We start from the raw sequence: 11680 nt of genomic DNA on the forward strand, positions 1-11680 counted from the left end.
CTATAATTATATCATTTTAAGCATAATAAAAGGCAGAAACGTCGACTATTTTTGGGTTTATGAAGTACGTTTCTGCCACAGATATTCTATCAGATTTTAAAAAGACTGTCGACAATCACTTTGTCAACAGTCTGAATAGGATGACGAATCATCCTATAATTTACTTTCAATATTTTGCATCAACATTTGTTCAGGCATATATCCTGAGAAGGCTGCAGCTTGTTGTCCTTTTTTGAATAGAATCATTGTTGGAACAGACATAATCCCAAATCTTTGAGCTAGATCTGGACTTTCATCCACATCCACCTTTACGATTTTTACTTTTCCATCTAATTTATTTTCGACTGATTCAAGCACCGGTGTCAACATTTTACAAGGTCCACACCAAGTTGCGAAGAAGTCAACTAAAACTGCATCTTTATTCATTAATGCATTAAATTCTTCTGTATTTACAATTTTCATACAAGGTTCCTCCTTATCTGATTCCATTCTATAACAAGCCTTTACGTAAGTCCATTTCTTTGCCCGCCAACAAGGCATCGATTGCTTTTCCAATCCCATTATTCATATTTGTGTCCGTAATGACAGTAGCCGCATACTTAGCTTCATCCATCGCATTACCCATCGCAACGCCAATACCTACTTGTTGAAGCATCTTCAAATCGTTTTGTGCATCCCCAAAAGCCATGACCTCATTCATACTAATACCTAATCTGTCACAAATCTTCCACAATGCACTAGCCTTGTTGACATGTTTTGGCATAATTTCCAGCCAATCTGGACCAATCAACAATACATCATAATCACTTAAAGCCGCCTTGATTCCCTCAAAATTCTTTTCAAAGAATCTTGGAGAATGCACCATAATCACTTTATTGATATCTTGCGTTAAACGAATTTCTTCAAAAGGCAAATCAATAAAATTACGATTTTCTTTGCCATCCTTCAAGCCATAATCATCCGGCTCTCCTAAAATGGCATTTTTGACTTTCTTCTTTACACGATTCAATGAAGATATGTAACTATAAAAATCATATCCACATTGAAAAATTCCCTCTACACCAAATTGCTTACAAACTTTCTGAATCTTAACCCCATCTTCTGCCGTTAAAACATCATCCAAATCATATTCTTTATTTTCAAAATCATATACAACTTGTCCATTTACCAACGCCAAAAAATGATTTCCATTCTCTAATCCCAATGGTTCATATACAAATTTACATCCATTTTTATCTCGACCCGACGCAATCACAATGTGCATCCCTTGTGCCATAGCCCTTTGAATCGAATCGACCGTTCTTGGATCCATTTTCTTTGATTCATCTAAAAGTAAAGTACCATCTAAATCAAAAGCCAAACATTTTATAGTCATAATTATTTATCCAATTCTTCTTGATATGAGAACAGTTTTGTACAATATTCTCCATTAAAACATGCCAAACATAATCCTATTCCATGTGTAGCTTCTTTCATTTCTTCTTCCGTCATGAAACGTAATGTATCCGCATGAATATATTCACGAATTTCTTCGACACTCATCTGAGCACCAATCAATTGATCCTTTGTAGAAGTATCTACACCATAGAAACATGGACTTGTGATGACTGGACTTGCGATACGAACATGAACTTGGGTTGCCCCTGCATCCTTCAACAATTGTACAATTCTTCTTGAAGTTGTACCACGCACGATAGAATCATCAATCATCACAATGGATTTTCCTTTTACCACACTCGATACAGGACTTAATTTTAATCGAACACTACGATCACGCATTGCCTGTGTAGGTTGAATAAATGTACGTCCTACATAACGGTTTTTAATCAATCCAGTTTCAAATGGAATGCCCGCCTCTTCCGCATAACCAATGGCTGCCGATAAAGATGAGTCTGGAACACCAATAACGATATCCGCATGTAAATCTTTATCTTCTCTAGCCAAAATAGATCCTGTAGCCTTACGGAAAGCATGTACATTGATACCTTCCACTACACTATCTGGTCTTGCGAAATAAATGTACTCCATGGCGCACATATGGTTATCTGTATTTGTTGAATAAAATTCATGTTTCACGATACCCTTATGGAACTCTACAATTTCTCCTGGTTTTAAATCCACACTTTCATAAATTCCCATAACTTCAAAAGCACATGTTTCACTACTAATGACGTAGCCATCTTTACTTTTGGCATAACTTAAAGGTCTTAAACCATGACGATCACGAACCGCATAAATAGTATCCTCATTCATAACTAAGAAAGAGAATGCACCTTCAATACGATTTGCAGTCTTCATAACACGTTCTTTTAAAGTACCCTTTTCTTTTTGAATCAAGTGAAGAATAATTTCACTATCACTCGTTCCTTGGAAAATAGCACCTTCATTTTCAAGTTCAATACGAAGCTCTTTTTCATTCACAATCTGTCCATTATGAACGATAGCTAAACTTCCATTATGTCCCTTTGATACAATTGGCTGAATGTTTTCATTTTCCTGACCACCAGCTGTACTATAACGAACATGCCCAACAGCTAATCGTCCGACCATAGAATCTAATTTTTCTTTTTGGAAAACATCTACAGTCAAACCTTTCCCTTTCTGTAAAGTGATATTTTCACCATCCGAAACGGCAATACCACTCGCTTCCTGACCCCTATGTTGCAAGGAATGCAAACCATAATACGTAATACTTGCTGCATTATCTACGCGATACGCACCAAACACACCACACTCTTCATGAATTTCATCAAACATAACTGATCTCCTTTGCCACAACATTATATCATGCAAATACGAAAAAATGGACGACTTTTCATCATCCATTCATTTCTTTTAAACGCTCTTTTCGATTTAGATATAAAACACCAATCTTATATACACTTGCCATTGTTGGAATCCCTAAAAACATACCTGGAATACCTGCCAAAGAGCCAAAAATCACAACGGTCATCATAACATAGATTCCTGGTAACCCCACTGAATTTCCAACGACATGTGGATAGATCACATTACTTTCGATTTGTTGAAGAATACATAAATATAATAAGAACCAAAGAGACATAATTGGACTTACAGTAAATACCATAAACATGCCAATCGCCCCACCAATATAAGCTCCAATCATCGGAATAATATTAATAACTCCAACTAATGTTCCAATCATAGCCGGATATGGCATACGTAGTATAATCATACCCAATGTACATAATGTTCCTAGAATTGTTGCCTCAATACATTGTCCACCAATAAAAGCACTAAATGTTTGATTAATAATATTCAAACACTTATCCATTCTACGTTTCACAGTTTCACTCAAATAAAGATTTGTCAAACGGTGATACAACTGAACAAATCTTTCCTTCTCTAATAAAACATAGATTGCGAAAATAAACATCAACACAAAATTAAATACACTATTCACTATGACTGTCACAACATTAAATGTCGTACCCACAATATTGGTAACACCAGTTGAAAGAACATTAATGGCAGATTGAATCAAATTTTTCCAATCAATATCTAAATTATTAATCGAATCCGCAAGCTGTGGATTGTTCTCAAATAAATTCACCAAAAATTTCTGTGTATTCTCAAAATATTTTGGCAATACAGCCACAATCACGCCAATTGCTTCACTCAACGATGGAACAACAAGTGTAATTAAGAAATATACAAAAAGAAAAATTAAAATCAAAGAAAGAAGTAAACTCGTTGCACGTTTCCCTTTCTTCATAAAATCCAAGCGTTTTTCAATCTTAACCATAACTAGATTGATCACAAATGCCATCATAGCTCCAAACACTAAAACTCTACATGCATTCCATAATATAGCTACCATAGAAATCAATGTATCCAATTTAATCAATCCAATAATAATTAGTGTAATACCAAAAATATATATCCATAAACTTTTTTTATTCATAGAGGCACCTCACCCCCTTATTCTAACACAAAAGACACTCTTTATGAGTGTCTAATACATACGCGTATACTTTTTAAACAATTTGTCATTTCTTTCTTCCGTACCATCACAGTTTAAAGAAGAGAAAACCGGTACGTCTACATTGTGTGCAATCAAATATTCTGCACATGCCACATTAATGCATTGTGCAATGAAAGAATTGGCCATACTTGATGTTGGACAAAGCTTGGCATCCAAGCCATCAATAGATAGAGCACAATCTCCAACTTCTCCACAATTATCAATGACAACATCCGCAATTTGGTACAAATTCTTTCCACAAGAATGACGAGAAGCTTGAGCAGTAGTATGTTTCATACTTGTGATGGCAACTACATGTGCTCCACGACTTTTAGCTTCGAGTGCAAGTTCAATTGGATAGGCATTACGCCCAGAATTGGATGCGATCAAAACAACATCACCACTTGAAACACCATATAACTCCACTAGAATTTTGGCGTAACCACTAAGTCTTTCAATATGTGAACTCTTTGTCGGATGCTCCGTCATCGTAAGTTCACTTGTCAAAATGGGAACCACAAAAGCTAAGCCTCCCGCACGAGCATACATCTCTTCAGCCATCGTATGAGAGTGTCCACTTCCACTCACAAAAAACTTATGGCCATCCATAAATGCCTGGGCCATTAAATGACCGGTTTGTTCTAATTTTTCAGATTGTGTTTCCTGAATCTTTTTAACGATATCAAGACCCACTTCAAATACTTCTTTCATATTATTTTTTCTCCTTGATATGCATGTTTCTTTATATTCATTATACAACAAGAAGAAAAATAAAAAACAGCCATCAAGGCTGTATATTGTTGAAGTGGTGCCGACTATAGGAATTGAACCCACAACCTACTGATTACAAGTCAGTTGCTCTACCAATTGAGCTAAGTCGGCATAATTTATGTGGTGCAGAGAAAGGGATTTGAACCCTCACGCGATCTCTCGCACTGCCGCCTGAAGACAGCGTGTCTGCCATTTCACCATCTCTGCGACTGAGTGTATTATACTAAAAATTCAAACAGTACGCAACAAAAAATGTGACCTTTTTAACAGTCACATTTCGCATATATATCAATTAAGTTCAATAAGATTTCCACATTCTTTTCCATCGACTGAATGGGAACATATTCAAAACGTCCATGCGCATTCTCATATCCTGCTGATAAGTTAGGACAAGGAAGCCCTCTATGAGATAGGGCAGAACCATCGGTTCCTCCTCTAAATGGTTCTGTTTGAGGAACAAGACCCACACTTTCAATGGCTTGTTTCAAATAAGGAATCATAAAAGGTACTTGATCAATCACTTCTTTTAAATTGCGATATTGAATTCTTTGTGTAATATTCACAGTACCTTCGCCATATTCTTTATTCAACATGTCCACAATCATTTTTAGTGTGTTATTTCGAATATCAAACTGTAAACTGTCATGATCACGAACATTGATTTCAATCTTGGCATATTCACAATCCCCATGAAAACTAACCACATGATAAAATCCTTCTCTTCCTTGAGTATATTGTGGTTTTTCTAATGCCGGTAATTTATTTAAGAATTCATTTCCAATATCCACCGCATTTTTCATAATGCCCTTTGCGGTAGCTGTATGTACTGAAATACCGTGAATTTCAATCGTTGAAAGACTCGCATTAAATGTTTCGTCCATATAATAGCCCAAATGATCTCCATCTAGTGTATATGCGATGGGTGATTTAAAGCGTTCTAAATCTAAATCTTTAGCTAGTCCACTCACTTCTTCATCTGGCGTAAAAGCTACAGATATAAAATTATGTTTGATTTCTGGATGTTTCACTAAATACTCCAATAAAGTCATAACAGCCGCAATACTTGCCTTGTCATCGCCTCCAAGTAGTGTTGTACCATCCGTTAAAATCAAATCCTGTCCAATATATTGTTTCAGATTGGGAAATACAGATGGTGACATAATAATGTTTTTTTCTGCATTTAAAACAATATCATTTCCATCATAATTTTCTAACACCCAAGGCTTTACATCTTTACCACTCGCATCGGGAGCTGTATCCATATGTGTCACAAAACCAATGGCTCTACCCGTCTTTACATTGGCTTCTAGTGATCCATATACTACACATGTATCTTTATCATAATATACATTGGTAGCACCAATTTCTTGAAGCTCCTCATAAATAACACTAGCTAAATCATGCTGACAAAATGTAGTAGGAACACTTGTACTATGTGGATCGGATTCTGTATTGATTCTTGCGTAGCGCATCAATCTCTCTTTTACTTGTTCATAAAATTCTGTCATAGGAATTCTCCTTTTTTTGTATATTTTATTCTTTTTCAAAAGAAAATAAAAGACTGGAATTTCATCCAGCCTTTGACATTAGAATAATCCTACGATCTTACCATTTTCATCCACATCCATGTCTAATGCACTTGGATGTTTTGGAAGTCCTGGCATTGTTAATACTTTACCTGTTAATGCAACAATGAAGCCTGCACCTAAGCTTGGGCGTAATTCACGAACTGTAATTCTAAATCCTGTAGGACGACCCATTACCTTACCATCGTCTGATAATGACATTTGTGTTTTAGCCATACAGATTGGTAATTTATCCCATCCTAATTCATTGAACTTCGCAATTTGTGCTTGTGCTTCTTCTGTAAAGTCAACGCCATCTGCACCATATACTTTCTTGGCAATAGTTTCTACTTTTTCTTCAATTGACTTATCTAAATCATATAAAGGAGCATAGTTATTTTCTTGATCACATAACGCAACTACTTTGTTCGCTAAATCAATAGCGCCTTCTCCACCTTTTGCCCATACTTGAGATAATGACATTGGGTGGTTATTGTCTTCACACCATTTTTCTAATGCGGCTACTTCAGCTGGTGTATCTGTCGCAAATTCATTGATCGCAACAATGTATGGTAAGCCAAATTGTTGCACTGTATCAATATGTTTAGCCAAGTTTTCACATCCTGCAAGCATAGCTTCTACATTTTCTTCTTTTAAATCTTCTAGGGCAATTCCACCATGTTGTTTTAAAGCACGAATTGTTGCAACAATCACAACCGCATTTGGTTGAAGATTAGCCAATCGACACTTGATATCCAAGAATTTTTCAGCTCCTAAATCCGCACCAAATCCAGCTTCTGTTACTGTATAATCTGCAAGTTCTAGACATGCCTTTGTGGCAATGACAGAGTTACATCCATGCGCAATATTCGCAAATGGACCACCATGAATCAATACTGGATTGTGTTCAAGTGTTTGAACAACGTTAGGCAATACAGCATCTTTCATAACCATAGCCAAAGCACCTTCAATACCTAGATCATGTACATAGACTGGCTTGTCATCATAAGTATATGCCACAAGCATTTTTCCAAATCTTTCTTTAAGATCCATTAAATCATCCGCTAAACATAAAGCGGCCATGATTTCACTCGCAACTGTAATATTAAATCCATCTTTACGTTCTACACCATTGGCTTTTGCACCACAACCAATTGTGATATTACGCAAAGTACGATCATTCATATCTAAACAACGTTTGAAAGTTACTTTTTCAGGATCAATATTCAATTCATTTCCCTGATGAATCACATTATCTAAACATGCACTTACCAAGTTATTAGCTGTCGTAATCGCATGCATATCTCCTGTAAAGTGAAGGTTGATATCTTCCATTGGTACAACTTGGGCATAGCCACCACCAGTAGCTCCACCTTTTAATCCAAATACTGGACCTAAACTTGGTTCACGTAAAGCCATCATTGTTTTCTTACCTAAACGATTTAAGGCATCTCCTAAACCAACCGTTGTAGTACTCTTTCCTTCTCCAGCTTTAGTAGGATTAATAGCTGTAACTAATACTAATTTTCCATGAGGATTATTTTCAATAGATTTTAAATAGTCAAAAGACAATTTAGCTTTATATTTTCCATAATGTTCCAAGCTATCAGCAGGAATTCCAATTTTTGCGGCAACCTTTTCAATCGGTTCCATGACACATTCTTGTGCAATTTCTAAATCTGTTTTAGCCATTTTACATATCCTTCTTTCCAATATCATTTCTATGAAATAAATCTTTGCAGTGAATCTTTTCTAATTCTGCATATGTATGATCAAATGCTGTCTGTAAATCATCTTCTAAAGTAACGACCATTAATACACGTCCACCATCTGTGACTAATCCTTCATCTGTCATTTTTGTTCCCATGTGGAAAACTAATCCATCCACATCATCAACACCTGTAATCAAAGATCCTTTTGTAGAGCTTGCAGGATAGTTTGTACTTGCTAAAACAACACCATGACTGACTTTATCTGTCCATTTTAATTCAACTGGTTTATTATCCATTAAATCTAAAATAGCTTGTACAAAATCACTTTCTAATCGAGGTAAAATAACTTCGGCTTCTGGATCTCCAAAACGCGCATTGAATTCAATGGTTTTGATGCCTTTTTCTGTCAACATCAATCCACCATATAAGAAGCCAGTGAATGGAACACCTTCTTTAACCATAGCACTTGCCATTGGTTTCATAATTTCATTCATAGCTTCATCAATAATTTCAGGAGTAATCTTTTTAACTGGACTATAAGATCCCATACCACCTGTATTTGGGCCTTTATCTCCATCAAATACACACTTGTGATCTTGAGCTACTTCTAAAGGGATAACTGTTTCATTGTGTACTAGACAGATCAAAGAAAATTCAAATCCAAATAAACATTCTTCAATCACAACCGAATTATTTTCAATCGCAAAGGCAATGTCCAAGGCTTCTTTAGCCTGTTCCAAGGTAGAAGCTACCGTAACACCTTTTCCGGCTTTTAAACCATCTTCCTTGATAACGATTGGAGCCCCTTGTTCTTGTACATAAGTCCATGCTGAATCTAAATCATAGAATGTTTTATAAGCAGCTGTTGGAATATTGTATTTTGCCATAATCTTCTTGGCAAAATCTTTACTGGATTCAACTTGAGTCGCCTTTTTATCGGGTCCAAAAATCTTTAACCCTTCTTTTTTAAACGCATCTACAACACCTAGAGCTAAAGTTGCCTCAGGACCTACGATGGTTAAATCAACATTTCTTTCTTTTGCCAAAGCGACAAGACCTTCTACATCATTGTCTTTCACATCGACACATTCTCCAATTTTTGCCATTCCAGGATTGCCTGGAGCACAAATCAACTCATCACATAAAGCTGAACGTTTACATGCATACGCAAGTGCGTGTTCACGTCCGCCCTTACCGATAACTAGTATTTTCATTGCGTTTTAATCTCCTTTTTCTTTACCATTCAATCATAACAGAAAAAAGCCCCTAATGGGTCTTTATTCACAAATTTTTTTAACAGAAAAAGGGTAGAAACAGACTTTCCACCCTTCGCTTATTAAACTTTTAAGAATTGTGCTACATCTAGCACGAAAATTGTGGCTCCACCAACAGTAACTTCCACAGGAAAACTTGCATAACGGCCAATGTCATAACTAGCTGTACTAGGTACGATTTCCGTTCGCTTACTTGAATATTCCTTGATGATATCTATAGCTGCTTCTACTTTTTCGTCTTCACAACCAATGATCAACGTTGTATTGCCTGCGCGAAGGAATCCACCAGTCGTTGCTAATTTAGTAACAGAAAAACCATTCTTATTTAGTGCATTACTTGCCACTGGACTATCGTCATTTGATAAAATTGCTAGGATAAGTTTCATAGTGCTTCCCCCACCTTTCTAAAGTTATTATACAAGAAAAGACTTTCAAATGAAAGTCACACGTCTAAATAACGTGCCCGGTTCGTTTCCAGTCGTCCGGTAACATTTCAATAGCCACTCCATCTTTCTGAATCATTCGGTATCCCGATACATTCAGTCTTTTGCGATGGAGTTTTTATTGTATGCTTTGTTTATAAATACTTCAGAATTTCATCCATGATCTATGTACCTATCATCCAGTAAGATATCATAAACTTCTGGTTCTGATTATTTATCTCATTTAATCTACAAATCCCATGCCTCTTCGATTAATGACATAGGCTGCACAATAATGTACACTCAATCCTTTGATTTTTGTATACTTTTCTTTTCCAATCTTACTCGTATTCTTTGGATCTACTTTGATTACATCCACTTCATTCATCAAACATTTTCTTTCTAGTTTTTCTAATATCTTTTTATACGCAAAACTCGATAATGTTTTATTTTGTTTTTTAGGTCGATAAAGCATTCTTGTCTTCAACTGCTTGAAATTCAAGTCTTCAACTACTAGACTCTTCTTCTTGGATTTACAATATTCCATGATTTCAATGGCCAGCTGATACAGTTCTTCATTTCGTTTATTCTTCGTATTCTCTTTATGGATTGGATACTTCTTGATCAATACGATATTTCCATCCATATTGGTTTCACAAAGTGCTATATGGTCCACATTGATATCGATTCCTACTGCTCCATACAATGCATCTGTCTTTGGAAGATTCATATGTTTTTCAAATATAGCTTTCACAATAAAGTATTCACCATAATCCATCAATTCATAGGCTACAGCCTTATTAGGTGAGTTGTGTTTTTCATTGACTCTGGCATACAGTTCATCCTTGTACTTATGAAACTGCACCTTGAATACAATATCCTTCTGCGTACTTCGATAGGTCAACATATCATTATCCACTTTTAATTTGAACAGGTTATTTGAATACTTACCTTGTCTTCTTCCTGGAATCAACATTCTTCTTGCTCTTTTAAAACGATAGGTATCTAAGTAACCATTTCTTAGATTCTTTTTACCACCAAAACATACAGAAGGCATCTTTCTTTTAAGCTTGAACTCATTCCGATTTCTTCTGAATTTTAGATTGCGAATGATACTCTTCAATCTTTTAATGTTTGGATCTAATACCTGCACTTCATACAGATAGTCTTCTTCTGTATATTTCTTTTTCTTGGATCTGTTGATCAGTTTCTCTTTTTCCTTTAAAGCCTTCTTCAATTGTTTCTCATTCTTTTTTATTTTCTTGTTTATCTTTTTAAGACGAGTCTTGATCATATCTTGATTTTCTTTTTCAAGACATTTAAGGCTTTTCACCAAAGCCTTGGCCTCATTAATGGCAGACAAAGGAAAATAATCACTTGTACCATAGAAGGATTTGATCATTCTTTGATCCGTATCTGAATAAGTAACATCCTTATAGGCACGATCAAAACAGATCTTGAATGCCTTATGAAGCATGCAGTTATACAGTTCAAGATCCTTTTTAATGATGGATTTAGCTTCAGGTTCCAGATCTTTATAATAGATTCTTTGCGACATTGAAAACACCTTCATAAGACAAGTCCTCCTGTTCTATCCGACTCTATTATACTATATTCAAAACAGGTTTAACAGATAGATTTGAGACTTTCTAAATTATTTTATTTTTATTAATATATCACCAATGTGAATATGTGATATTTATTGATATTCTCACATGTTCACATTAAATTCACATTGGACACATTCAATTCCGCATCATTTACCTAGTCTTGTTTACATCTCTATTTAATTCTATACTTCAATTATGGACACCACTTATCATTCTAACATTCCAGTTGAAACTCTATCACTATTAGATTGTGATGTTCGAAACTTCAATTTTATTCATCCCATCAAGAACATCTTTTTCGACAATATTGAATACATACGAAAACTAGATGCTTCTGGTAA

The 11680-nt window shown here is 35.5% G+C and carries 10 protein-coding genes and 2 tRNA genes; all 12 read right to left on the bottom strand.

Features of this window, described 5'->3' with window-relative positions; translation table 11 throughout:
* Nucleotides 1-153 precede the first annotated feature (153 nt).
* Nucleotides 154-462, bottom strand: coding sequence for a thioredoxin (trxA, locus tag Q0F04_RS09925; protein WP_295752863.1), 309 nt, complete (start codon nucleotides 460-462; stop codon nucleotides 154-156).
* 28 nt (nucleotides 463-490) lie between these two features.
* Nucleotides 491-1375 carry a Cof-type HAD-IIB family hydrolase gene (locus Q0F04_RS09930; RefSeq protein WP_295752865.1) on the bottom strand — a complete coding sequence of 295 codons (885 nt, stop codon included), beginning with the start codon at nucleotides 1373-1375 and terminating at the stop codon, nucleotides 491-493.
* Between the two features lie 2 nt (nucleotides 1376-1377).
* The gene (purF, locus tag Q0F04_RS09935; RefSeq protein ID WP_295752867.1) at nucleotides 1378-2757 is read right to left on the bottom strand and encodes an amidophosphoribosyltransferase; all 1380 of its coding nucleotides are present in this window, start codon (nucleotides 2755-2757) and stop codon (nucleotides 1378-1380) included.
* A gap of 61 nt (nucleotides 2758-2818) precedes the next feature.
* Nucleotides 2819-3925 (bottom strand): AI-2E family transporter, encoded by a 1107-nt coding sequence (locus tag Q0F04_RS09940; RefSeq protein ID WP_295752869.1) that lies wholly within the window; start codon nucleotides 3923-3925, stop codon nucleotides 2819-2821.
* A 51-nt stretch (nucleotides 3926-3976) separates the two neighbouring features.
* Nucleotides 3977-4696: an SIS domain-containing protein gene (locus tag Q0F04_RS09945; RefSeq protein ID WP_295752890.1), complete on the bottom strand. Its 720-nt coding sequence runs from the start codon at nucleotides 4694-4696 to the stop codon at nucleotides 3977-3979.
* Between the two features lie 95 nt (nucleotides 4697-4791).
* A tRNA-Thr gene (locus tag Q0F04_RS09950) sits at nucleotides 4792-4867 on the bottom strand.
* Between the two features lie 10 nt (nucleotides 4868-4877).
* Nucleotides 4878-4963: transfer RNA gene (locus tag Q0F04_RS09955), tRNA-Leu, on the bottom strand.
* A 56-nt stretch (nucleotides 4964-5019) separates the two neighbouring features.
* Nucleotides 5020-6264 carry a peptidase T gene (pepT, locus tag Q0F04_RS09960; RefSeq protein WP_295752892.1) on the bottom strand — a complete coding sequence of 415 codons (1245 nt, stop codon included), beginning with the start codon at nucleotides 6262-6264 and terminating at the stop codon, nucleotides 5020-5022.
* 78 nt (nucleotides 6265-6342) lie between these two features.
* A complete protein-coding gene (locus Q0F04_RS09965) occupies nucleotides 6343-8013 on the bottom strand; it encodes a formate--tetrahydrofolate ligase (RefSeq protein ID WP_117571323.1) in 1671 nt (556 codons plus the stop codon).
* A gap of 1 nt (nucleotide 8014) precedes the next feature.
* Nucleotides 8015-9247, bottom strand: coding sequence for a phosphoribosylamine--glycine ligase (purD, locus tag Q0F04_RS09970; RefSeq protein ID WP_295752895.1), 1233 nt, complete (start codon nucleotides 9245-9247; stop codon nucleotides 8015-8017).
* Nucleotides 9248-9369: 122 nt separating this feature from the next.
* On the bottom strand, nucleotides 9370-9693 hold the full coding sequence (locus Q0F04_RS09975) for a cyclic-di-AMP receptor (protein ID WP_003865930.1): 324 nt from the start codon (nucleotides 9691-9693) through the stop codon (nucleotides 9370-9372).
* A gap of 280 nt (nucleotides 9694-9973) precedes the next feature.
* Entirely contained in the window at nucleotides 9974-11302 is a 1329-nt protein-coding gene (locus Q0F04_RS09980; protein WP_295752898.1) for an IS200/IS605 family accessory protein TnpB-related protein, read from the bottom strand.
* Between the last annotated feature and the right edge of the window lie 378 nt (nucleotides 11303-11680).

It is taken from the genome of uncultured Holdemanella sp., assembly GCF_934772795.1.
In the GTDB taxonomy this organism is placed as follows: Bacteria; Bacillota_I; Bacilli_A; order Erysipelotrichales; family Erysipelotrichaceae; genus Holdemanella.

What these genes read in the sequence shown, in the direction of transcription:
- trxA (WP_295752863.1), bottom strand. Translation starts at nt 462, where the DNA reads ATGAAAATTGTAAATACAGAAGAATTTAATGCATTAATGAATAAAGAT.
- Q0F04_RS09930 (WP_295752865.1), bottom strand. Translation starts at nt 1,375, where the DNA reads ATGACTATAAAATGTTTGGCTTTTGATTTAGATGGTACTTTACTTTTA.
- purF (WP_295752867.1), bottom strand. Translation starts at nt 2,757, where the DNA reads ATGTTTGATGAAATTCATGAAGAGTGTGGTGTGTTTGGTGCGTATCGC.
- Q0F04_RS09940 (WP_295752869.1), bottom strand. Translation starts at nt 3,925, where the DNA reads ATGAATAAAAAAAGTTTATGGATATATATTTTTGGTATTACACTAATT.
- Q0F04_RS09945 (WP_295752890.1), bottom strand. Translation starts at nt 4,696, where the DNA reads ATGAAAGAAGTATTTGAAGTGGGTCTTGATATCGTTAAAAAGATTCAG.
- pepT (WP_295752892.1), bottom strand. Translation starts at nt 6,264, where the DNA reads ATGACAGAATTTTATGAACAAGTAAAAGAGAGATTGATGCGCTACGCA.
- Q0F04_RS09965 (WP_117571323.1), bottom strand. Translation starts at nt 8,013, where the DNA reads ATGGCTAAAACAGATTTAGAAATTGCACAAGAATGTGTCATGGAACCG.
- purD (WP_295752895.1), bottom strand. Translation starts at nt 9,247, where the DNA reads ATGAAAATACTAGTTATCGGTAAGGGCGGACGTGAACACGCACTTGCG.
- Q0F04_RS09975 (WP_003865930.1), bottom strand. Translation starts at nt 9,693, where the DNA reads ATGAAACTTATCCTAGCAATTTTATCAAATGACGATAGTCCAGTGGCA.
- Q0F04_RS09980 (WP_295752898.1), bottom strand. Translation starts at nt 11,302, where the DNA reads ATGAAGGTGTTTTCAATGTCGCAAAGAATCTATTATAAAGATCTGGAA.